The sequence below is a fragment of the Chryseobacterium cupriresistens genome, assembly GCF_046614675.1.
Taxonomy (GTDB): Bacteria; Bacteroidota; Bacteroidia; order Flavobacteriales; family Weeksellaceae; genus Chryseobacterium; species Chryseobacterium cupriresistens.
In genome coordinates this window covers 63,334-86,345 of record NZ_JBKKJT010000006.1, presented here as the reverse complement: position 1 = coordinate 86,345, position 23,012 = coordinate 63,334, and the positions used below count along the sequence as shown (strand labels likewise).

The 23,012-nt window shown below is 37.7% G+C and carries 20 protein-coding genes; 5 read left to right on the top strand and 15 right to left on the bottom strand.

Annotated elements, in window-relative coordinates; genetic code table 11:
- The first annotated feature begins 131 nt into the window (after positions 1–131).
- Complete coding sequence (locus tag ACLI50_RS16925) at positions 132–2,912, top strand: TonB-dependent receptor plug domain-containing protein (RefSeq protein WP_411414288.1); 2,781 nt, start codon at positions 132–134, stop codon at positions 2,910–2,912.
- Between the two features lie 73 nt (positions 2,913–2,985).
- On the opposite strand, the gene ACLI50_RS16920 is transcribed toward ACLI50_RS16925, so the two are convergent.
- From ACLI50_RS16920 to ACLI50_RS16900, 5 genes are all read right to left on the bottom strand, one after another.
- Complete coding sequence (locus tag ACLI50_RS16920) at positions 2,986–4,827, bottom strand: carbon starvation CstA family protein (protein ID WP_411414287.1); 1,842 nt, start codon at positions 4,825–4,827, stop codon at positions 2,986–2,988.
- 196 nt (positions 4,828–5,023) lie between these two features.
- On the bottom strand, positions 5,024–6,058 hold the full coding sequence (locus ACLI50_RS16915; RefSeq protein WP_202843323.1) for an alpha/beta hydrolase: 1,035 nt from the start codon (positions 6,056–6,058) through the stop codon (positions 5,024–5,026).
- Between the two features lie 19 nt (positions 6,059–6,077).
- Entirely contained in the window at positions 6,078–6,461 is a 384-nt protein-coding gene (locus ACLI50_RS16910; RefSeq protein WP_110010891.1) for a DUF3037 domain-containing protein, read from the bottom strand.
- On the bottom strand, positions 6,448–7,221 hold the full coding sequence (locus ACLI50_RS16905) for a HipA family kinase (RefSeq protein WP_202843319.1): 774 nt from the start codon (positions 7,219–7,221) through the stop codon (positions 6,448–6,450). Before ACLI50_RS16905 ends, ACLI50_RS16910 begins: the two co-directional genes overlap by 14 nt.
- A gap of 15 nt (positions 7,222–7,236) precedes the next feature.
- A complete protein-coding gene (locus ACLI50_RS16900) occupies positions 7,237–8,493 on the bottom strand; it encodes a PKD domain-containing protein (protein ID WP_411414286.1) in 1,257 nt (418 codons plus the stop codon).
- A 61-nt stretch (positions 8,494–8,554) separates the two neighbouring features.
- Here ACLI50_RS16900 and ACLI50_RS16895 point away from each other — a divergent pair, with 61 nt between their 5' ends.
- On the top strand, positions 8,555–9,397 hold the full coding sequence (locus ACLI50_RS16895) for an alpha/beta hydrolase family protein (protein WP_411414285.1): 843 nt from the start codon (positions 8,555–8,557) through the stop codon (positions 9,395–9,397).
- A gap of 49 nt (positions 9,398–9,446) precedes the next feature.
- Positions 9,447–9,956, top strand: coding sequence for an Ivy family c-type lysozyme inhibitor (locus tag ACLI50_RS16890; protein WP_411414284.1), 510 nt, complete (start codon positions 9,447–9,449; stop codon positions 9,954–9,956).
- A 173-nt stretch (positions 9,957–10,129) separates the two neighbouring features.
- Here the strand turns inward: ACLI50_RS16890 and ACLI50_RS16885 are convergent, their stop codons facing one another.
- The 10 genes from ACLI50_RS16885 to ACLI50_RS16840 form a co-directional block, all read right to left on the bottom strand.
- Positions 10,130–10,954 (bottom strand): flavin reductase family protein, encoded by an 825-nt coding sequence (locus ACLI50_RS16885; RefSeq protein ID WP_411414283.1) that lies wholly within the window; start codon positions 10,952–10,954, stop codon positions 10,130–10,132.
- Between the two features lie 60 nt (positions 10,955–11,014).
- Entirely contained in the window at positions 11,015–11,266 is a 252-nt protein-coding gene (locus ACLI50_RS16880) for a GxxExxY protein (RefSeq protein ID WP_411414282.1), read from the bottom strand.
- Between the two features lie 23 nt (positions 11,267–11,289).
- The gene (locus ACLI50_RS16875; protein WP_411414281.1) at positions 11,290–11,421 is read right to left on the bottom strand and encodes a GxxExxY protein; all 132 of its coding nucleotides are present in this window, start codon (positions 11,419–11,421) and stop codon (positions 11,290–11,292) included.
- Between the two features lie 33 nt (positions 11,422–11,454).
- Positions 11,455–12,702, bottom strand: coding sequence for a fumarylacetoacetase (gene fahA / locus ACLI50_RS16870; RefSeq protein WP_202843300.1), 1,248 nt, complete (start codon positions 12,700–12,702; stop codon positions 11,455–11,457).
- A 52-nt stretch (positions 12,703–12,754) separates the two neighbouring features.
- Positions 12,755–13,216 carry a hypothetical protein gene (locus ACLI50_RS16865; protein WP_202843298.1) on the bottom strand — a complete coding sequence of 154 codons (462 nt, stop codon included), beginning with the start codon at positions 13,214–13,216 and terminating at the stop codon, positions 12,755–12,757.
- Between the two features lie 69 nt (positions 13,217–13,285).
- The gene (gene hppD, locus ACLI50_RS16860; protein ID WP_202843296.1) at positions 13,286–14,416 is read right to left on the bottom strand and encodes a 4-hydroxyphenylpyruvate dioxygenase; all 1,131 of its coding nucleotides are present in this window, start codon (positions 14,414–14,416) and stop codon (positions 13,286–13,288) included.
- A 237-nt stretch (positions 14,417–14,653) separates the two neighbouring features.
- A complete protein-coding gene (locus tag ACLI50_RS16855) occupies positions 14,654–15,445 on the bottom strand; it encodes a hypothetical protein (protein ID WP_411414280.1) in 792 nt (263 codons plus the stop codon).
- Between the two features lie 137 nt (positions 15,446–15,582).
- Positions 15,583–16,857, bottom strand: coding sequence for an acetyl-CoA hydrolase/transferase family protein (locus tag ACLI50_RS16850; protein WP_110010900.1), 1,275 nt, complete (start codon positions 16,855–16,857; stop codon positions 15,583–15,585).
- A 220-nt stretch (positions 16,858–17,077) separates the two neighbouring features.
- Positions 17,078–18,589, bottom strand: a complete 1,512-nt coding sequence (gene scpC / locus ACLI50_RS16845) for a succinyl-CoA:acetate CoA-transferase ScpC (protein ID WP_202843290.1) — start codon at positions 18,587–18,589, stop codon at positions 17,078–17,080.
- A gap of 425 nt (positions 18,590–19,014) precedes the next feature.
- A complete protein-coding gene (locus ACLI50_RS16840) occupies positions 19,015–20,166 on the bottom strand; it encodes a homogentisate 1,2-dioxygenase (RefSeq protein WP_202843284.1) in 1,152 nt (383 codons plus the stop codon).
- Between the two features lie 123 nt (positions 20,167–20,289).
- Here ACLI50_RS16840 and ACLI50_RS16835 point away from each other — a divergent pair, with 123 nt between their 5' ends.
- On the top strand, positions 20,290–22,359 hold the full coding sequence (locus ACLI50_RS16835) for a TonB-dependent receptor plug domain-containing protein (RefSeq protein WP_202843278.1): 2,070 nt from the start codon (positions 20,290–20,292) through the stop codon (positions 22,357–22,359).
- A complete protein-coding gene (locus ACLI50_RS16830) occupies positions 22,356–22,817 on the top strand; it encodes a thioredoxin fold domain-containing protein (RefSeq protein ID WP_395972608.1) in 462 nt (153 codons plus the stop codon). Before ACLI50_RS16835 ends, ACLI50_RS16830 begins: the two co-directional genes overlap by 4 nt.
- Positions 22,818–23,012: the final 195 nt, after the last annotated feature.

The following is a 23,012-nucleotide window of genomic DNA, read 5'->3' as shown; positions in this document are numbered from 1 at the left end:
ACTTTAAATAAGGGATAGAAAGAAACGATAACTATTTTTTATAAAAACAAAGTCTATCTGTTTTGTAGACTAATAAATAAATTTTACATTTGCACCCTGTAAAAACATAAATGTTATCAAAATTCTAAACTATGAAAAATAAGAAAACTATTCTTTCGGCCTCTGTTTTATTTTTCCTCGGTGTATTTACTTATGGACAGGAAAAAGACAGCATAAAAGCAAATAAAGACACCATAAAAACCAATAATGTAGAAGAAGTAGTCGTACTGGGTTCCAGAGCCGGGGCGAGATCCAAAACAGATAGTCCGGTTCCTGTAGATGTATTTAATGTTAAAGAATCTTCAGTTATACTCCCGCAAACCAATATCGGGCAGATTCTGAATGCGGTTGCTCCTTCATTTACTTCTACCATTCAAACGAATTCAGATGGAACAGATCACCTGGATCCTGCACAGCTGAGAGGCTTGGGGCCAGACCAGGTTTTGGTTTTGGTGAATGGAAAAAGAAGACATACTTCAGCATTGGTGAACGTCAACGGAACACCTGGAAGAGGTACCGTAGGAACCGATTTGAATGCCATTCCATCTTTCGCTTTGAACAGGATTGAAGTATTAAGAGACGGAGCTGCCGCACAATACGGATCTGATGCCATTGCCGGTGTTATCAACCTTGACCTGAAAAGAGATACAGGAAAACTGGCAGGACAGATAAGCTATGGAGGAAACCTTACGCCAACGGCTAATGATCATACCGGAGATTTTGACGGTCAGAATATTCAGCTGGATTTGAACTATGGAAATAAAATCGGAACCAAAGGAGGGTTCTTTAATATTACCTGGTCTTCACAATTCAGAAATCCTACCTACCGCGCCGGTACTGAAAGTGGAAAAATCTACAATGCTTATAATGCGATAGAACAACGTGCCTTGAATGACGGAGTCAATCTTTCTTCTCTTTTTACCAATATAAATAATACTCCCAATTCACAGCAGATTATTGATTATGTACATCAGTATGCTCAGGGAGTGAACTATTTTAGTGCAACTCAGCTCTCTGACATACAAAATGCAAATACATTTAAAGACATTACGGATGCTTCAGGAAATGTTCTTCAGAAAGGACTTTGGTCTTTATTGAGTGCCGATGTGACAGATCAGGAACTGGCTTACAGAGGACAGGTCAGAAAGGATTTTAATATGCAGGTAGGACAGTCTAAACTTAACAATCACCAGCTTTTTGTGAATGCTGAAATCCCTGTAAGTGATAACTGGAAAGTATATACTTTTGGAGGATACAGTTTAAGACATGGAACTTCCGGAGGATTTTACAGAAGACCGAGAGAAAGCAGAACGTTTACGGGATTGTATCCTAACGGTTATCTTCCACAGATCGGAACAGATATTCAGGATATCTCATTGGCAGCGGGAATCAAAGGAAAATGGGAAGGCTGGAATATTGATTTCAGTAATACGTACGGACAGAATTCATTTACCTATAATATTCAGAATACAGGAAATACCTCTTTGCGTTTTGCTTCACCAAGGGAGTTTAATGCAGGTGGTTTAAGATTTTCTCAAAATACGATCAATTTAGATTTTTCTAAGAAATATGATGTATGGGAAGGAATCAATGTAGCCTTTGGAGGTGAGCACCGTTATGAGAATTTTAAAATTACCCAGGGAGAAGAAGCATCCTATCAGACATATGACCAGTTTGGAAATATCTGGAACGGAGATCCAAGCCAGAGAGCCACAGACTTTTTTGGACAACCCTTGCCGGGAGGTTCTCAGGTATTCAACGGATTCAGGCCTGGAAATGCAGTCGATAAAAACAGACAGTCGGTAGCAGCGTATGCAGATGTTGAATTCAACTTTACCAATTGGTTATTGGTAGATGCAGCGGCGAGATATGAAAACTATTCGGATTTTGGATCTACATTCAATTATAAACTGGCTTCAAGAATCAAAGTAGCTCCTAATTTCAATGTAAGATTTGCGGGATCTACAGGATTCAGAGCACCATCTATCCACCAGATCTATTATAATGTAACCTCTACGTTGTTCACCAATAATCAACTGTTGGAAGTAGGAACTTTCAGTAATGATTCTCAGCTGGCAGGACTGCTGGGTATGCCAAAACTGAAGCAGGAAACTTCCAAATCAGCAAGTGTAGGATTTACTTACAGAATTCCTTCGGCCGGGCTTAGCTTTACCGCGGACGGATATTTTACGAGAATTGATAACCGTATCATTCTTACTGATCAGTTTTTAAGAAAAGATGTACCTTCAGATGCACAAAAAGAATATGATAAATTAAATGTGAATGGTGCCCAGTTCTTCACAAATGCTATCGATACAGAAACAAAAGGTTTAGATGTGGTAATTTCACATAATGCAAGGTTTTCAGGATTTAAACTGGACAATAACTTTGCGATTAATCTGAACCAAACCAAACAGGTAGGAGAAATTCATTCGGCCGGGCTGCTGCAGTCTCCTTCGCTTGAAAAGATTTATTTTTCTGAAAAATCAAGAGTATATCTTGAAGAGGCTGTGCCTAGAGTAAAAGCGAGTCTTTCTCACACCCTTTCATGGAAGAATGCAAGTTTATATCTCAGAAATACCTATTTCGGAAAAGTAACAGGTGCTGATATTATTGATGTAAACGGAGACGGAATCATTGATTTTAACGAACATCAGCAGATCGGAGATAAGATCATTACGGATTTATCTGCTGCTTATCAGTTTACTAAAAATGTAGGACTGACTTTAGGAGTAAACAATTTGTTTGATATCTATCCAACGAAAAACCTTACCGCTTCTACCAATAATGACCAATTCATCTATTCAAGATCTACTTCACAGTTTGGGCAGAATGGAAGATATGTTTTTGCAAGATTGAATTTCAATTTTTAAATAAAACAAAAGATAATGCTTAAAAAAACAGTTCAGAAATCCTGAACTGTTTTTTCTGTATAAAATTTGAATTTTATCTTTCTACCAGTTCTTTCACTGGTTCACCATAATGGTCAATTTCAGTTGTTTTGATTTGAAGCAGCTGATACCACTTTCTGAAAGCTCCTGCAAATACAATAAGCATCAGAACCATGGCTGTCACCGCTAAAGCAGCCAGCAAATACTGCCCTTTAGGAATGTAAATGGCGGTCACCTGAATATAACCCGCCCAGAAGGTAATTCCAGCCATGAATACACCCGGAATAGCCGAGCATAAAGCATATTTTCCCCTGTTCATTCTGATCAGCATCGTTGTACAGACAATAAGCCCGCAGGCTGCCAGCAATTGGTTACTGATTCCGAATAACGGCCAGATACTGTTTACATTTCCTGTATATACCAGATATCCCCAGGCAAAAGTGAAAAGAAGACTGCTGATAATGATTCCCGGAATCCAGTTTTTATCATTAAACTTTGGAACTACGGACCCCAGCATTTCCTGTAAGAAGAAGCGTCCGACTCTTGTTCCTGCATCAATGGCAGTAAGAATAAATACTGCTTCAAACATAATGGCAAAATTATACCAATAAGCCGTCAACTGATCCATATACGGGATTTTATTAAAGATATGGGCCATTCCCACAGCCAGAGATACTGCACCTCCGGTTCTGCCATACAGATCAATACCTATTTTCTGGGAGTAATAATCAATATCTACCCCGTGCAGGGAAGGATGCGCCGCAAGAAATGAATCATAGGCTTCTTTGGGTGTGTTGATCGCAAAATAATCACCCGGCATCAGCGTACATGCAGCAATAAGTGCCATCAATGCCACGAAGCCTTCTACCAGCATGGCTCCGTAACCAACAAAAAGAATTTCTCTTTCTTTATTCAGCATTTTTGGAGTGGTTCCCGTAGCAATCACCGCATGGAACCCGGAAATCGCTCCGCAGGCAATTACAATGAAAATAAAAGGAAGCACCGGACCACCAATAATAGGGCCGCCACCATTCACAAATGCTGTGATAGCCGGCATCTGTATCGTTGGATGGATAACGATTACCCCTATAGCCAGCATGATAATCGTTCCTATTTTTAAATAAGTCGATAGATAATCCCTGGGAACCAAAAGAAGCCATACGGGTAATACCGAAGCAATAAATCCATACAGAGGAATCGCTATAGAGATGGTTTTAATATCCCATGAAAATAAATTATTCATTGTAGGATTCTGCATAAGGCTGTGCCCTCCGATAATTCCTGCAACCAAAAGAATACCTCCCAAAATACTTGCAAACAGGACACTATTCTTTTTATAACGCATAATCAGCCCCATAATGATAGCAATAGGCATGGTAATCACAACGGTGAAAAGAGACCATGAAGCTTCGTGCATCGCGTTGATACAAGCCAAAGATAAACCTGCCAGCGTAAGAATCAAAATGAAGAGGATTGCAAAACCTGCTACCGTACCCGTTGCTTTCCCGATTTCTTTGGAAGCAATCGTGGCTAGACTTTGCCCTTTATGCCTCACTGAAGCAAAAAGAACGATCATGTCATGCACTCCGCCTCCCAGTACGCATCCTATCAATATCCATAATGCGCCGGGAAGATACCCGAATTGTGCCGCCAAAACAGGGCCTACCAAAGGTCCCGCAGCTGCAATAGCTGCAAAATGATGCCCGAAAAGTACATTTTTATTGGTAGCCACATAATCTTTACCATCTGCAAATTCTACAGCAGGTGTTGTATTCCCGTCATTAAGCCGGAGAACTTTATTGGCAATGAAAATACCGTAAAAACGGTAAGCTATCGCAAAAAGAAGAACAGATACAAAGATGAGTGTAAGTGCATTGATATTGTTTAAAGATTCCATATTGCTTATTTTTGTTGATAAAAAATTAAACTATTGGTGTTTTTGTTGTTAATAATTTAAACAATAGCCAAGGTAATTAATTCTCAATGAAAAAGTAATAATATGTATATCAATCTAGCAAATTTGTATTTGTTCTTTATGTTATTAATTTGATTTATAGGATTTTGTGTTGTGCTCTGATAGATAAATATATATCTTATTTCTTTTGTGAAAGAACAAAATCTACCATCTTATCTGTAAGTTGGTCCAGATAAGCTTTATCAGTAGTGCCAAAGCCATGCACTCCGCCATCAACGACGATCAGGGAGTTCTGTATTTTGGCTCTGTTTAATTTTCGGTGGAGCTTTTTAGACTGGCTTAAAGGAACAATTTTATCATTATTCCCCTGGACAATTAAAGTTGGAACTCCTCCGGAAACAAAATAGACAGGGGAAATCGTTTTAAGATAGTCAATAGCGCTGTCCTGATCTTTTCTGATATTATATCCGGAAATTCCTTTGACAAGATTTTCCTGTAAACCGACAATTTTTTTAGACATTAATCCTATCATTCCCACCGGAATTGTTCCTAATCTTGTATGGAAAAGTTTGTTGAGGTCTGCAGGGCCATAATGATCAATCACATAATTCACTTTAGCCGAATAAGAGGAAAGTTCAGGATTACCCAGATAAGTATTGTCTGGTGTATAGGCTGCCATCAGAGAAAGATGGGCTCCGGCTGAAGCCCCGAAAAGTCCGATATTGTTGGTGTCAAGGTTATATTTTTCAGCATTTTTTCTTACCCATCTTATGGCATCTTTGGTATCTTCCAACGGCAGAGGAAAATGAATGCTGTCACTTAAAAGCGTATAATTGATACTGATCACCGCATACTGTTTGTCTATTAGTTTTTTTACAGTTGTTTCAAGATAATTATCTGCATTTACCACTTTGTCACCTTCTACCCATCCGCCTCCATGAACGTAGATCAATACCGGAAGTTTTTCAGTGGTGGCATTCTTGGGTGTATAGAGATCAAGAGCGAGAGGTTTGCCCTTTCTGTTTGTTTTGTACACGATATCTTCGGAAACTGTTGCAATTTCAGGAAGTAATGTACTTTTTACAGCAGAAGGTTTGTTTGGTCTTAATGGTAGGTCTTGTGAAAAAAATAAATTTGTAAAGCTTAAAAATAAAATAAAAAACAGGTTTGTGAAAAACCTGTATGTTGATATGTTGTTGATGTGTAATTTCATAATAAATTTTTAAGGAGTGTTATTTTACTAACTCCTCAAAAAGCTTACCAAAAGTGGCATTCAGATCCTTTGATTTTCCCGGATGAGGTCTTGAGGTCTGTACGACAGAACTTCTTACCGCTGTCAGCCATCGGAAACGTTCCGGAATATCAAGAAAAGCAATAGGACCGCCATCTTTCTCACCGTTAGCAATTTTTTGAAAGCTTTCAAGATTGTGGATGATATCATCGTAATCCAGTTTGCTGTGCATCAGTTTGAATTTGTCCGGACACAAATAGAATTCCACTCTGATGAATTTTTCCTTTTTGGAAAACATCACCAGCCCGATATTGAAAAATTCTTCTCTTTCAACTTTAGGTACCAGGCGTATTACCGCATATTCATATATTTTATCCTCTTGCATTTTTCGCTTCGTTTACAAAGATTTGAGAATTTTCTAATCTGGTTTTCATAAACTGAAAATAGATCTCACGAATTTCTTCCGGTGTTTCATCCGCATCATTCCAGTGCAGCCAGTCTCCAGGAATCATGTTGACAATGTCTCTGAAAAGAGTATCATTCAAAACTTCATGAGCAAATTTATCCGCTTCGTCAAGCATTTTGGCCTTAGGAAGAAGCACGTGGTCTTTCACATATTTGAAAGGTGTTTTGGCCGCTGCATCAAAATTCTGCCATGAATGGTGGAAGTAGAACGAAGCACCATTATCGATGATCCAAAGTTCTTTATGCCACATCAGCATATTCGTATTTTTAAAAGTACGGTCGATGTTGGTAATGAATGCATCCAGCCATACTATTTTTGACGCCAGAAGCGGGTCAACACTTACTCCCGGGTCATAGGTGATAGAACCGGAAAGATAATGTAAACCGAGATTCAGCCCTTCGGAAAACTTAAGAAGATCCTGTATTTCCTCATCGGCTTCCGTTCTTCCGAAATCGGCGTCAAGATTAACGAAAACAAGTTCAGGAATTTTAAGTCCCAAAGCTTCGGTAATTTTCCCGCCCAAAAGTTCGGAGATCAGCATTTTTACCCCATGGCCTGCACCACGGAATTTTAAAACATATTTAAAATCATCATCAGCTTCTGCCAGAGCCGGAAGAGATCCTCCTTCTCTCAGGGGCAGAATGTAACGCATCACGGTTACAGTTCTTAAATTCTGCATGCAGCAAAAATAAGCTTATTTTTTAATAATTTTTTTAGTGAATTCCTTTTCACCTGTTTTATATTTCAGGAAGTAAATTCCACTGGCTAAATGCTGAAGTGAAATACTGCAGCCGTCCTCTGTCTTATTCAAATGATAGGGAATGATTTTTCCAGATGCTTCTGTCAGTGAAACGACTTCAAATTGTTTTTTAGAAATAATGTTAATAAGGTTTTGAACCGGATTTGGATAGATTTGAATTCCGTTTTCTATAGTTGTTTCCGCAGTATTTAATGTATTTATAACCACCAGTTTTGTTTTGGTAGTTGTTGCTCCGCAGGCATCGGTTGTCAGTTTAACATTATAATTTCCTACTGCAGTATAGGTATGCGTCGGATTTTCCAAAGTAGATGTTGTACCATCACCAAAATCCCATAAATAAGAAGCTGCATTCTGTGTTGTATTAGTAAACTGAACGGTTCCTGCTCCGGTAAGCTGATAAGTAAATCTGCTGTGAACATCATTGTTGGTTACATACCATTGACCAGGCTGGTTATAGACCTCTGTTTTCACAATTTCTTTGATCAGCTGAGCCTGTGCCGGAGTAAGATTTCCATTAAAAGGAATCTGCGTAGGATCTTTCTTGAATATAATAGTATAAAATGTGTACGCAGCAGCCATAGAACCAATGTAGCTCGGGTGCGATTCGTCCTGATCATACAATTCAATGGCCGGGTTTTGCTCTCTGATTGTTCTCCAGACTTTACCTACAGGAGAGACAATGCCTTCATTGTTCATTGCCATTTCCATGTAACGGTTATAAATTTGAGTGTCCATTCCCTGATAGGTGCAGACTGTGGGAAGTCCCGGACAGTTGGTTGCATCACCATTTTTACGGCCCCAGGTCATATAGAAAATAACATTACCACAAGGATTTGATGCTTTAATTAAATTAGAAAGCTGAAGCGCATAAGGATACACCTGGTTTTGTACCTGGGAATCAGGAAACGAAGGAAGCTGGCTCTGTTCCTGCAATACCACATAATCCCAGTTTCCCTGATTAATGTCTGTAGTGACATTCGGGTTATTGGCATGATCCTGCAGGGTAGCACCTCCAGGAGTCTGGCTGTGATGCTCGAATACATCACCATTAGATGCAGCAATGCTTTGAATAAGGCCAGGTAAATTGTTAACATAAGTATAACTGTTTCCAATAAAAAAGACCCTTTTGGTCGTCTGGCTCAGGATTAAAGAAAATGTAATTAAAGATAAAAGAAGTAGAGTTTTTTTCATAAATTTCAGTTTGAATTAATCCCATAAATATAAATAATATTAAATAAAACCCTTTTATTTTATGAATTTGATTATCGAAAAGAATATATATTTAGAAAATAAAGAAACAAAAGGTTTTCTTGCTGATATTTTTTATCCGGCTACGGAAAAAAAACTTCCCCTGATTATATTTGTTCATGGATATAAAGGGTATAAAGATTGGGGCGCCTGGAACCTGATGGCTGAAAAGTTTGCGGAAGCAGGCTTTTTCTTTGTCAAGTTTAATTTTTCACATAACGGAACAACAACAGAAGATCCGTTTAACTTTGGAGACCTCGAAGCTTTTGGAAATAATAATTATTCTAAAGAACTTTCCGATCTTGGAGTAGTAATTGATCATTTCAGTAAAGATCCTCATGTGGATGATGAAAAGATTGTACTGATCGGACACAGCAGGGGAGGAGGAATATCCATTATCAAAACTTTTGAAGATGAAAGAATCAACGGTTTGATTACATTGGCCAGTGTTGACACATTAGATCGTTTTCCAAAAGGAGAAGCCTTTGAAAACTGGAAGAATAATGGAGTGTATTATGCGCTGAACGGCCGTACAAAACAGGAAATGCCTCATTATTACCAGTTTTATGAAGATTTTGAAAAAGATATTCACCGTTTTGATGTAGAACGAGCTACAGAAATGGCTAAGGCTCATATGCTGATTATTCATGGTACAGAAGATGAAGCGGTAGAGGTGAAGCAGGCTGAACATCTTCATATTCTCCACCCCAATTCTGAATTGTTTCTTATTGAAAATGCCAACCATACTTTCGGGGCAAAAGAACCATGGGAAGAAAATGATCTACCAAAAGATCTCCATACTGTAACTGAAAAATGCATTGATTTTATCAATGAAAAATTGAAATAAAACGTTTAAAACTACGTTATTATATGGTAACCACCATAAAAATATATTTATGAAAAAAATTATTGCAGGCGCATTTGCGCTTTCATTATGTGTTGTTTCATGTAAAAAAGAAACAAAAACAGAATCTTCTGTAAGCAGTGATACTTTGGCAACGGTAATGCCTAAGGATTCCGCAACAACTCCAAAAACAGATTCAGCAGCAACTGCAGCTCCTTCTGCTCCTGCTCCGGATAATGTTATTACCAAAAACGTTGGGAAATATCCTCATGATATTAAATTCTTTGAAGATAAAGGTATTTCAGAAAGACTTAAAAAACTTACTGGTGCTCAGTATGATGAGATGGTAAAGAATTTCAATGTGGAAAGTCCTGTTGTATCAGAAAATGGAATCTACAAACTGACAGGATGTAAACAGCACGACTGTCCGGGATACGCGACAAGCATTTATTACGATGCTAAAAATGATAATCTGAACGTTTCCATAGATAAAAACGGCAAGATAACAGAATTTGCTGAAAAAGGGAAAATTACGGTCTCAGAATTACTGAAAGCAAAATAAAAAAGTAAGCGAGAAGCTGGAAGGTAATAGTATTCAGTATCTATTGAAATCAAAATGGAACTATTTTCCAAAGGGTATTAATTTGGACAAAAAGCTATTCATAAGACTTTATATACTTCCAGCTTCTTACTTCCAGCATAAAAAAATAAGCCTGAAATTTCAGGCTTATTTTTTTATTTAATAGTGAGCAAAACCCACGCTTCTTCCACTTTGCTTTCCAGAAGTAATTTCTGTGCGTCGAGATGAATGTTTTCATCAGCATGAAAGTCACCTTCAGGCAACACTTCTGTATTGGCAAGCATTCCAAGGTCATTTCCTGTAAATACTTTGCTGTACTTGATAGAATCTGGCAGCAGATCAAAACCAATTCCTTTTGTTACCAAAGGCTTTGGTACTTCAAAAAGACTGTTTTCATTGCTTCTGGAATACCAGTTGCTGCCTAAACGGGCTACCATATCCAGTTTTTTCTGATCCAGATTTCCGGCTTCATTCAGATATTCTTCCCTGATATGAATTTTCTGAACTTCACAGATCACCAGATTTCCTGCACCGCCCTGATCACCCAATGATTTTACTTCTAAAACTTTGCATTCAAAGTTAACAGGACACTCTTCAATAAGTTTAGGCTGTACAAGATCTGCATCTTTCATGGTAAGACCGGATTTGATAAACTCATTCACTCCGGTTTCGTATTCTGTAGATGCTAAAGAGATCTGTTGTACAATCGGAAAATTGACTGTTCCGATGACTACTTCAGGTACTTCAAGAACATTTTCCAGCGTATGTTTTGTAGTATTGTCACGAACCCTTCTCGATGGTGAAAAAATCAAAATCGGAGGAACCGTACTGAACATATTAAAAAAACTGAAAGGAGATAAGTTATTATTACCGTCTTTATCTACAGTAGATGCCAGTGCAATCGGTCGTGGTGAAACGGCGGTCTGCATAATGGTCTGTAGTTGTACGGAGGTTATCTCGGAGGGGATTACTGTTTTCATATTCTATTTAACCACAAAAGGCACAAAAGTTTTAAGTAAAATACTTTTAATCATTAAAGTTTAAAAAAGCATATCGTAATATTGATTTACAAAGGTTTCTTGCCCTTCGTGATATAGGTTTTTTACATTAAAATTGACTAAAATGCCTTTGGGTTTCTTCATTAAGTTAATATAGTTAAGAAGTTGAGCTCTATGAATATCATTAAGCTTCGCAACTGACTTTAATTCTACCACAATTAGGTCTTCAATTAAAAAGTCACAAAAGAAATCACAGTTAATTTCTTTTCCTTTGTAATGTACAGGAACTTTCAATTCAGATTTAAAATTAATATTTCTTATCTAAATTCTTCTTCCAGACATTTATGATATACGCTTTCCAATAAACCAGGCCCTAAAATTTTGTGAACTTCTATACAAGCACCATTTATTTTATAGGTAAGATCTGTTAAAAATGATTGCGTAATCATAAATTCTTTTGTGACTTTTGTGGTAAAAAAAAGTTAAAGTGCTGGAATGATTTTACCTGAAACTTCACCGAAACCTACTCTCACACCGTCTTTTTCAGCCCAGGCCTTCATGGTAACCGTATCATTATCTTCAATGAATTTTCTTTCTTCTCCGTTGCTTAATGACAAAGGATTTTGTCCTCTCCATGTAAGTTCAAGCATAGAACCGAAAGATTTCGGGTCACTTCCGGAAATGGTTCCACTGGCGTACATATCACCAACTTCTACGTTGCAACCGTTTACGGTGTGGTGTGCCAGTTGCTGGGTCATATTCCAGTACATGTGTTTGTAGTTGCTTTCACAGATCAGATTTTGATCTCCGTTTTCAGGTTGGATATATACTTCAAGGTTGATATCGTAATTTTTATCACCTTCAAATTTTAAATAGTCTAAAACCTCAGGATCCTGCACCGGGGAAGCGGTTCTGAACGGCTCCAAAGCTTCAAGGGTAACTACCCATGGAGAAATGGATGAACCGAAGTTTTTCGCAAGGAAAGGCCCTAACGGAACATATTCCCAGGATTGGATATCTCTTGCAGACCAGTCGTTGAAAACGACCATTCCAAAGATGGCATCTTCAGCGTCTTTAGTAGAAATACTTTCTCCCATCTCTGTATTTTTATTGATGATGAAAGCCATTTCCAGTTCGAAATCCAGTTGTTTAGATGGTCCGAAAAACGGTTTATCTGCATCGGCAGGCTTTGTCTGACCTTTCGGACGGTTGATCTCCGTTCCGGAAACTACAATAGAGGATGCTCTTCCGTGGTAACCTACCGGTAAGTGTTTCCAGTTGGGTAATAATGCGTTTGCAGGATCACGGAACATTTTTCCAACATTGGTAGCATGTTCGATGCTGCTATAGAAGTCTGTATAATTCGGGATGTGAACAGGCATCATCATTTTTACTTTATCCAGGTCATAGAAAGCCTCTTCAATAGTTTTCTGATCTTTTGATAAAGTGGATCCTTCCTGTAATAAGGTTTGGATTTTAATACGAACAGCATTGGTAACAGGTTTACCCAGCTCGATAAATTCGTTGATGGTATACGCTTCAAAAACATTGTCGTCTAATCCTTCAATATCTTCAAAATACCCAAGATCGTACAATGTAGCAAGGTCAATGACCTGATCTCCGATTCTTGTACAGCATCCGATATATTCTTTGTTAAAAACTGCGACTCCGAAAGGAATATTGTGTATAGAAAAATCCGAATTTGAGGAATAGTCTACAAATGATTTCATAAGTTTAGATTTTAGTTAGATTCAATATCATCCGGAGAATTCCCCGGAACATTTATTTGGCCTTTTTTGAGTAAGATGCTTCATCTATCCATCTGTCTCTGGTATTGACATCGATGAGGTATAAAATATTGTCCTGTTGTGTCAGCAGTAAAGTCTTCGTGACAGGCATTGGGATTTTTTTGTTTTCAAGCATGTCTGCCCGTAAAGAAATAATATTTTTTTTCCTGATGATATCACCGGTGAAAACATTGGAACTGCTTTCTCCTGTTGCTTTATCATCGAAAACTTCTACATACGTGGCATTATTCCCTTTGATGATAATAAAGTCACGTTCCGTATGATCGGCTTCATCTTTGATGAAAACAAACTTTTTGTTATCAATATTTACATTTTCAAGATGCTGATTGATGCCTTTTCTTTGTTCAAGTCGGTTAAGGATTTCATTCAAAGTTCCATATTGGGCTTTAAGCCCTAAGGTTCCCAGAAGGAAAATCCCGATAAAAAGTTTTCTCATATACTGTGTTTTATAAAAAAGTTTTGCCAGAATACAGTATTCTGACAAAACTTATATTTTATTGTAAAATTAAAGATTACCTCTTCTTTCCTGTTCTCTTTCTAATGCTTCGAATAACGCCTTGAAATTTCCGGCACCAAAACTTTGTGCACCGTGTCTTTCAATAATTTCGAAGAATAGAGTAGGGCGGTCTTCTACAGGCTTCGTAAAGATCTGTAATAAATACCCTTCTTCATCATGATCAATAAGTATACCTAACTCCTGAAGTTTTTTAAGATCTTCATCAATATGACCTACTCTTTCAGGAACCATGTCGTAATAAGCTTCCGGTGGAGCAGAAAGGAATTCAACACCACGCTTCTTCAATTCAGTTACGGTATGGATAATATCTTTCGTCGCTACAGCAATGTGCTGTACCCCTTCTCCTTCATAGAAATCAAGATATTCTTCTACCTGAGATTTCTTTTTACCTTCTGCAGGTTCGTTGATCGGGAATTTTGCATATCCGTTTCCGTTTGACATTACTTTAGACATCAGTGCAGAATATTCTGTGTTGATCTGCTTATCATCAAAAGAAAGGATGTTAACAAATCCCATTACTTTTTCATACCACTCTACGGTCGGGATCATTCTGTTCCAGTCAACATTTCCTACACAGTGGTCTACGTATAATAAACCTGCTTCTTCAGGCTTATAATCACTTTCCCACTTTTCGTAACCAGGCATGAAAGCTCCGTTATAATTTTTTCTTTCCACAAACATGTGAACGGTTTCTCCATAGGTGTAGATACCGGACATTCTTACCTCACCCTGCTCATCAGTTAACGTTACAGGCTCTAAATAAGGTTTTCCTCCTCTTTTAGTTGTTTCTTCGAAAGCTGCATAAGCGTCATCTACCCAAAGTGCCAAAATTTTTACTCCGTCACCATGTTTTTTTACGTGCTCACTGATAGGAGAGTCAGATTTAAGTCCTGTTGTTAATACCAATCTGATTTTTCCTTGTTGAAGCACATAAGATGCACGGTCTCTTACTCCTGTTTCAGGACCCGCATAAGCTACAGACTGAAAACCGAAAGCGGTTTTGTAATAATGGGCAGCCTGTTTTGCATTTCCTACATAAAACTCAATATAATCTGTACCATTAATTGGTAAGAAATTTTCTGCTTGAGCTATTTTCTCGGCAAATGTAAGTGTTGACATATTTTCTCTTTTACTTTTATTTTATTGGTATGCAAATTACAAAATTCTTAGACATTGCGAAAATATTCCCCCGGATTCATTGAATATATTTAACATAACGTTAAAGAAGAGTTTACTTAAGTATATTTAAGTTTCATAAGTTTAAAATCGTCTGCCTACATTTGTTATACAAAAAGACAAGTGAAAAAAAAATATTTCGAAACATGAAAGCCGTAGATTTCTCTGCGGCTTTTTATTTTAGATTGTTTCAATTTTTCGGTTGAGCATTCCTGCGTCGGGATTATAATTATCCCATATCTTCCAGGTATCATTTATTTTTCGGATAAAATAGATCTGGGTACTGAGTTGATTCACGAAATGTTCTTCGCCGGTTTCTCCCACTTTGAACAGAAGATTCCAGAATTCCTGAGACTCCAGTATTTTTTTGTCCGGTTCGTCTGTGACAACGTGAATATCAAATACTTCATAATTGGATCTGTTGTTTTTTGTAACCAGGTGAAAATCTTTATCACACAACTCTTTACTAAACTGTGAAGCTCTTTCCAGAAAAGGAGAGTTGTCAAATACCAGACCTTTTAAAAGTTCGGTATTGTGAGTCGGAAACAGCTTATAAAATTCAAAAACGGCAGCACAGTAATCATATACCATCTGTGTAAGATAGGATTGGTCATCTGTTCCCTCATCATTCTCTTTTCTGTACCTTACCGTAAGGATGTAATCATTAAGATCTTTATATCCTAAAAAGATACAGATTTTATCCAGTGTTTTTAAAAATCTGAGATCACTGTGGGTTTTATCCTGATAATCGTTTTCAAAAAAACGTTGAAGGGTAACATGGGAAATGGTATTTCCGATTTCAAATTTTTTTCCTCCCTTCAGTTCTTCAGCCTCAGAGAGTTCATCTTTGATGATTTCGGAAAGAATAATATAATGGCTTCTCTTCCATTCATTCACATTCCCCAAAACAGAATTCCTTACCTTGGAATGTTTTATAACTTCGTCTCGTATCGAATTATATATAGTTTTCAATTTCCTTGTTTTTGAATGAATTTTATCAAATATACTGCCAAAAAATTAATATTTTCATATGATTCTATGATGTTAAATTCAAAATTTGTTTTAATTTTTATAGCAAAAATAGTTTTGAAAACTTTATGGTTTGATTATCAATGTTTAAATCTTTCAAAAGCAGCTCTTTCCAGCATTTCTCTGTCATCCGGATGGGCAATGCTGATAAGTTCCTGTGCTCTCTGGCGAAGGTTTTTTCCGTACAGATAAGCTGTTCCGTATTCAGTTACTACATAATGAATATGCCCTCTTGTAGTAACTACACCAGCGCCTTGCTTAAGAAAGGGAACGATTCTGGAAATTCCTTTTTTGGTTCTTGCGGTAATGGCTATGATAGGTTTTCCGTCATCACTTAAAGCAGCACCGCGCATAAAATCCATTTGTCCTCCGATTCCACTGTACTGGAGCGTTCCGATAGAGTCGGCACATACCTGTCCTGTAAGGTCTATTTCAATAGCAGAATTGATGGCAACCATCTTTTTGTTTCTCATGATATTGATTGGAAAATTAACCTCGCTTACGTCTCTGAAAGCAAAAACGGTGTTATCATCCACATAATCATAGAGTTTCCGGGTTCCGAAACAGAAACTTGTGATGGTTTTGTTATCGTTGTAGCCTTTGTATTTATTATTGATCACATCATCCTGAATCAGATCGATAACACCGTCGCTCAGCATTTCTGTGTGAATTCCCAGATCTTTGTGATTGGTAAGACATTTCAGAACCGCATCAGGAATGGTTCCGATACCCATCTGGAGGGTCGATCTGTCTTCAATAAGCTCCGCAACATTTTTTCCTACCAGCATTTCTTCAGGGCCTACTTTTGAGCCATAATCTACTGTTGGAAGCTCTTCTTCATGCCATACCAGCTTGTGGATTCTGCTGATGTGGATCATTCCGTCCCCGTGGGTTCTTGGCATTCTTGGGTTTACGATGGCCACAATGATTTTTGCCGTATCTACAGCGGCTCTCGCAATATCCACTGAAGTTCCCAACGTACAAAAACCATGTTGGTCTGGTGGAGAAACGGTGACAATTGCCACATCCAGTGGCAGGATGTTTTTTCTGAATAAAATAGGAATTTCACTTAAGAAAACAGGAACAAAGTCTCCGCGGTCAGAATTCACTGCATCACGCACAGGTGTGGAAACAAATAAAGAATTGATGAAAAAGCTGTCTTTGTATTGTGGTTTTGCAATTTCCACATTTCCCTGCTGGGTAATGGAAACCATTTCCACATTTTGCAACCGGCCGGACTGTCTTGCCAGCTCGTCAATCAGATAATTCGGGGTACATGCACTGCCATGAAAGAACACACGGTTTCCGCTTTTTATTGTATATATTGCTTCTTCTGCGCTGATGTAATTATTCATATTTTGTCTTTTTTAAAAGGGTGTTCAACGTATTTTAAATCTCATAAAAATACCGCTCTTCTTTCAAAGATAATCTTTATAATTTTATGTTCATATAAATTTTTTGAGGATATTGTACAGATTTTTGTCATATGAATCAACAGGATATCAATTAACGGGAAAAGGACCAAATGCATTGGCATTCAGTCCTTTTTGTTTTATTTGGTCTTTGATGAAAATCTTAATTAGCGGCTTCTACAGCTGTTTTCTGTTTCATACTTCCGGTTTCTGCAAATCGTAAATGCCAGCTGAAGGCTTCCTGTAATAAATGAGGAGTATGACCTCCTTTTTCGCAGGCTCTGTCGAAATAAGATTGTAATTCTTCTTTATAATCCGGGTGAACACAGTTGTCAATGATTTTCTGTGCCCTTTCTCTTGGAGCTAAACCTCTTAAATCAGCCAATCCGACATCTGTTACCAGAATATCAACATCATGTTCCGTATGGTCGGTATGAGAAACCATTGGAAGGACGTGAGAAATATTGTTGCCTTTTGAAGCAGCCTGAGTTACGAAAATACTTAAATAAGCATTTCTCGCGAAGTCTCCGGAACCTCCGATTCCGTTCATGATTTTGGTTCCTCCGATATGAGTAGAGTTTACATTTCCATAGATATCAAATTCAATGGCGGTATTGATGGCAATCACTCCCAATCTTCGGATCAGTCCCGGTGTATTGGAAATATTCTGAGGTCTTAAAACGAATTTGTCTTTATATTTTGAAAGATTTCCTAATACTCTTTCGTAGCATTCCTGAGAAACGGTAATGGAAGATGCTGAGGCAAAGCTTAGCTTACCGGAATCGATCAGATCGAAGGTACTGTCCTGAAGTACTTCGGAAAACATTGTCAGATCATAAAAATTACTGTCTTTGAAACCTGTCAGAACAGCGTTGGCCACTTTACCGATACCTGCCTGAAGAGGAAGTAGTCTGTCGGTAAGCCGTCCCAAAAGAACTTCATTTTCAAAGAACGCAAGAAGATGTTTGGCGATTGCTGTTGTTTTTTCGTCAGGTTCTGCAATATCTGCCGGACTGTCTTTACGGTTGGTAAATACAATAGCTTCAATCTTTTCAGGATCTACAGGAATGCTTTTTCTCCCGATTTTATTCCATGGCGCTACGATTGGAATAACATTTCTGTAAGGATAATCTTCAGCCTGGTAAATATCGTGGATTCCGTAAACTTCTTCTGGAACTTCGGTATTGATTTCAATAATCACTTTTTTAGCCAAAGCAGCAAATGTCACCGAATTTCCTACAGAAGTGGTAGGAACAATACTTCCGTCTCTTTCAATATAGGCCGCTTCAATAATAGCTACGTCAATACTCTGAAGATTTTTGGTGTGAAGGAGTTCGGCACTTTCACTTAAATGCTGGTCGATGAATAGAATTTCGCCATTGTTAATTTTATTTCTTAAAACAGGATCTACCTGGAAAGGCATCCTTTTCTTCAGAACATTGGCTTCAGCCAGCTTTCCATCGGTACCGTGGCCTAGTGAAGCTCCCGTCATTAAAGTGACTTTAAGGTCTTCGGTTTTTCCTCTTTCTGCCAGTGCCGGCAAAATGGCTTTGCTGTCACCTGCTTTCGTAAAGCCGCTGGACCCGATGGTCATACCGTCTTTAATGATTTTTACTGCGTTTTCAGCGGTAGTTACTTTTTCGCGTAGACTTTCTAATCTGATTCTTTCTAACATGTAATATTGATTTTGTTTTAAACCACCATTACTTAGGATGCGTCATGAAAAATAATGATGGCCAATATGGTAACCATACCTCACAAATTTACAAAAAAAGACGCTTTAAATAAAGGATTTAAAGCGTCTTTTGTATGTATTCAGTAATACTTTTTAATATGAACTTAATAGACTTTTTTAATATTAGATAAATCTATTTGAATTTTCAACCACAAAAGTCACAAAGCTTGGTTAAATACTCTTGTTTAATGAAAAAGCCAATATTAATACTGCATAAAGTTTACATTAGAGGAAAATCTTCGATTTTCAAGACTTTTGTGTTCTTTATAATTAATAAAGATTCACCTATAAACCTTTAGTGTTTATATCTTTTGTGACTTTTGTGGTTGATAGTAAAGTTTAAAACTGTTTTAATTCTTTGTAGACTATTCCAGCCATGAAGTTTTATAAGATGGATCTTCCACTTTTAAAGCTTCTTCAGTAATTTTCAAAGGGCGGAAAGGGTCTACCATTACGGCATATTCTTCTGTGAATTTTTTGCCGATACTTCTTTCCATAGCACCTGGATGAGGTCCGTGTACAATTCCTCCCGGGTGAAGGGTGAAGTCCATCAAATCAATATGATTACGGCTCATGAAGTCTCCTTCCGTATAGAATAATACCTCATCAGAGTCAATATTGGAGTGGTTGTAAGGTGCCGGAATCGCCTGTGGGTGATAATCATACATTCTTGCACAGAATGAGCAGACTACAAAATTGTGTCCCTCAAAATTCTGGTGAACAGGTGGTGGTTGGTGAATTCTTCCGGTAATCGGTTCGAAGTTTTTAATGTTGAATTTATAAGGATAAAAATATCCGTCCCAGCCTACTACATCAAACGGGTGAGTCGCGTAGATGAAATCGGTAATCTGGTTTTCTTTTTTTACTTTAATTAAGAATTCTCCCTTTTCATCGATGGGTTCTCTGTAAGTAGGAGCAATTATATCTCTTTCGCAGAATGGAGAATGTTCCAAAAGCTGCCCGAATTCGTTTCTGTATCTTTTCGGAGTGTAAATAGGAGAGTGGCTTTCCAATACGAAAAACACAATGTCATCAGACTTTAGTTCTACCTGATAGATAGTTCCTCGCGGAATAATAAGATAATCTCCGGTTACGAATTCAAGATCACCTACAAATGTTTTTAAGATTCCGTTTCCTTGGTGAACATATAAAAGTTCATCACATTCTGCATTTTTGTAGAAGTAATCCATCGATTTTCTTGGCTTGGCCAGTCCCATTTTCAGGTCATTATTCATCAAAAGGATCTTTCGGCTGTCCATAAAATCATCTTCAGGAGTGACGTTCATTCCTTTAAACATTCTCGGAGCCACATTTTTTTCCACAGCGATTTTTGGAGTAACATCTTTCGGTTCACCGATAGATTTGATTTGTGTAGGGCGGTGGATATGATATAACAGAGAAGAAATACCATGGAAGCCTTCTGTACCGAAAAGCTGTTCATAGTAAAATTTATCTTCCGGAGACTTAAAGATCGTATGCCTTTTTTGTGGGATATTTCCCAATTGATGATATCTCATTTTACTTTCATATGTAGTTTCTCAAATTTAATCATTTTTCATGAATTCAATCCATCTATATTTTTTTGAAGAAGTTTTGTATTTGAAAAATAATTGTTAGATTTGTCTAACAATTTTAATTTCATGAAGCGAATATTATTTTCTATTACTTTTTTATCTAGCTATTGCTTTGCGCAGGAGACGGACAGTTTGAGTTTACAGCAGTCTAAAAGGCAGGATTCTGCAAAAGTTATGAAGAGGGAATTCAAGACCAGTAACATTGAAGATGTAGTAGTTACCGGAACCATAAAACCGATGAGCAGGTCGAAAAGTCCTGTCGCTGTAGAGATTTATAGTCAGAAATTTTTCCAGAAAAATCCTACTCCCAGTATTTTTGAGGCCATTGCCATGGTGAATGGAGTAAAACCTCAGCTGAACTGTTCTGTGTGCAATACGGGAGATATCCATATTAATGGATTGGAAGGGCCATATACCATGATTCTGATTGACGGAATGCCGATTGTAAGTTCGCTTTCCACCGTATATGGATTAAGCGGAATCCCCAATAGTCTGGTAGACAGAATTGAAGTTGTAAAAGGTCCTGCATCTTCTATTTATGGTTCTGAAGCCATGGGAGGGGTCATTAATATTATCACCAAAAATGCACTGACTGCTCCTAAATTAAGTGTTGACCTGATGACATCGAGCTGGTTTGAAAATAATCTGGATCTTTCCACCAAATTCAACGTAGGAAAGAAAGCTGCTTCTTTATTAAGTTTAAATTATTTCAGTTTTCAGGAAAGAATAGATCAGAATAAAGATAATTTCACCGATGCTACTTTACAAAGCAGAATTTCGGTTTTCAATAAGTGGAATTTTAAAAGAAAGGAAAACAGACAGGCAAGTTTTGCCATGAGATATCTGTATGAAGACCGCTTTGGCGGTGAAATGCAGTGGAATAAATCTTTCCGTGGCAGTGATGAAGTATACGGAGAAAGTATTTATACGAACAGAGCAGAGGTTTTCGGATTGTACGAATGGCCGATGAAAGAACATATTGTAACTCAGTTTTCTTATAATTACCATGACCAGAATTCATTTTATGGCTCCAATCCATTCAATGCGACACAGAAAGTAGCTTTCATACAGACGTATTGGGACAGAAGTTTCGGGAAACATGATATCACGGCCGGACTTACTTTCAAAAGAACTTTTTACGATGATAATACTCCGGGAACATTAGCTGCGGATGGTATCACTAATGCGCCGATGAAATCACCGATCTGGGGAGCTTTTATCCAGGATCAGTGGGAAATCAATGATAAAAATACTTTGCTGATTGGATACAGATATGATTATGATAAAGTGCATCATTCCGTACATTCACCGAGGTTTGCATGGAAATTTAATCCTAATCCATACCATACCTTACGTTTTAACTTTGGAACAGGCTTCCGAGTAGTGAATTTGTTTACGGAAGATCATGCTGCTTTGACAGGTTCAAGGGAAGTGGTGGTAAAATCTGACCTGAAGCCCGAAAGATCGATCAACGGAAACTTGAATTATATCTGGAAAATTCCTGTAGGAAACCGAATGGTGAATCTTGATGCGTCGGCATTTTATACGTATTTCAGTAATAAAATCGTGGGAGATTTTGATTCGGACCCTGATAAAATTATTTATGACAATCTTCATGGGTACGGAATTTCACGGGGAGCTTCCCTGAATGTGGATTTTAGTTTTCAATTCCCTCTTAGTGTCAATCTGGGAGTGACGTATCTGGATGTCTATCAGAAATTTGATAATGAAAATCAAAAAACACAGCAATTGCATGCTCCGAAATGGAGTGGTACTTATAATCTGACATATAAGTTCGCCAATAATCTGACCATCGATTTTACAGGACAATTCTACGGGCCCATGAGGCTTCCTGTTCTGGTAAACGACTACCGCCCTGAATATTCACCGTTTTATTCTCTGGCCAATATTCAGGTGTCTAAGAGCTTTAAATCCGGATTTGAAGTGTATTGCGGAATAAAAAACCTATTCAATTTCAGACCTAAAGATCCTTTGATGAGACCGTTTGACCCGTTTGATAAATATGTTGATGATCCTGTCAACAATCCTAATCACTATACTTTTGATACGGCATACGGTTACGCCCCGATGCAGGGAATCAGAGGATTTCTGGGTGTAAAATATACTTTGAAATGAAAAAAATAGCTTTATTTTTAATGTTAGTGCCCTGTTTTTATCTGTCTCAGATGAAGACAGGCACTTTTTCTGATCTTGAGGTTCAGCAGAAAGAAAATCCTAAACCGGTTGTGATTCATCTATATACAGATTGGTGTGCGGTCTGTAAGATTGAGTCTTACCGTATGAATAAAGATAAAGAGCTGGTGAGTATGATCAATGATCACTTTTATTTTATCAACTTTGAGTCAGAGAAGACAAAGGAGAAAATTCATTTCCAGAATCAGGAGTTTGAATATCTGCAGAATGGAAATTCCGGAATTCATGAGCTGGCGCTGGCATTGTCAAAAAATAAAAATCAGCCTGTTTATCCTTTGTGGATATTTCTGGATAAGCATCAGAATCTGGTGTATTATCAGGAAGGGCAGATGACGACTGAAAAAATGAAGCAGAAACTGTTGGAGATTTCTGCTTTGTAAATTGGGAGTTTTTATTGGAAAGCGCAGGGGCGCAAAGTATTTTCTATTATTATGCTGTAAGGCGCAAGGATTTTATCTGCGATAAAATTGTCTAATTCTAATACTATATGCATTAATCCTTGCTGAAAATCTTTGATTTTCTTGCGCCTTAAAAACAATACATTATTTATTTATCCTTGCGTCTTTGCGTTTTTC

Excerpts from the sequence above, each read along its gene's own strand:
- ACLI50_RS16925 (WP_411414288.1), top strand. The coding sequence starts at position 132 with ATGAAAAATAAGAAAACTATTCTTTCGGCCTCTGTTTTATTTTTCCTC.
- ACLI50_RS16920 (WP_411414287.1), bottom strand. The coding sequence starts at position 4,827 with ATGGAATCTTTAAACAATATCAATGCACTTACACTCATCTTTGTATCT.
- ACLI50_RS16915 (WP_202843323.1), bottom strand. The coding sequence starts at position 6,058 with ATGAAATTACACATCAACAACATATCAACATACAGGTTTTTCACAAAC.
- ACLI50_RS16910 (WP_110010891.1), bottom strand. The coding sequence starts at position 6,461 with ATGCAAGAGGATAAAATATATGAATATGCGGTAATACGCCTGGTACCT.
- ACLI50_RS16905 (WP_202843319.1), bottom strand. The coding sequence starts at position 7,221 with ATGCAGAATTTAAGAACTGTAACCGTGATGCGTTACATTCTGCCCCTG.
- ACLI50_RS16900 (WP_411414286.1), bottom strand. The coding sequence starts at position 8,493 with ATGAAAAAAACTCTACTTCTTTTATCTTTAATTACATTTTCTTTAATC.
- ACLI50_RS16895 (WP_411414285.1), top strand. The coding sequence starts at position 8,555 with ATGAATTTGATTATCGAAAAGAATATATATTTAGAAAATAAAGAAACA.
- ACLI50_RS16890 (WP_411414284.1), top strand. The coding sequence starts at position 9,447 with ATGAAAAAAATTATTGCAGGCGCATTTGCGCTTTCATTATGTGTTGTT.
- ACLI50_RS16885 (WP_411414283.1), bottom strand. The coding sequence starts at position 10,954 with ATGAAAACAGTAATCCCCTCCGAGATAACCTCCGTACAACTACAGACC.
- ACLI50_RS16875 (WP_411414281.1), bottom strand. The coding sequence starts at position 11,421 with ATGATTACGCAATCATTTTTAACAGATCTTACCTATAAAATAAATGGT.
- fahA (WP_202843300.1), bottom strand. The coding sequence starts at position 12,702 with ATGAAATCATTTGTAGACTATTCCTCAAATTCGGATTTTTCTATACAC.
- ACLI50_RS16865 (WP_202843298.1), bottom strand. The coding sequence starts at position 13,216 with ATGAGAAAACTTTTTATCGGGATTTTCCTTCTGGGAACCTTAGGGCTT.
- hppD (WP_202843296.1), bottom strand. The coding sequence starts at position 14,416 with ATGTCAACACTTACATTTGCCGAGAAAATAGCTCAAGCAGAAAATTTC.
- ACLI50_RS16850 (WP_110010900.1), bottom strand. The coding sequence starts at position 16,857 with ATGAATAATTACATCAGCGCAGAAGAAGCAATATATACAATAAAAAGC.
- scpC (WP_202843290.1), bottom strand. The coding sequence starts at position 18,589 with ATGTTAGAAAGAATCAGATTAGAAAGTCTACGCGAAAAAGTAACTACC.
- ACLI50_RS16840 (WP_202843284.1), bottom strand. The coding sequence starts at position 20,166 with ATGAGATATCATCAATTGGGAAATATCCCACAAAAAAGGCATACGATC.
- ACLI50_RS16835 (WP_202843278.1), top strand. The coding sequence starts at position 20,290 with ATGAAGCGAATATTATTTTCTATTACTTTTTTATCTAGCTATTGCTTT.
- ACLI50_RS16830 (WP_395972608.1), top strand. The coding sequence starts at position 22,356 with ATGAAAAAAATAGCTTTATTTTTAATGTTAGTGCCCTGTTTTTATCTG.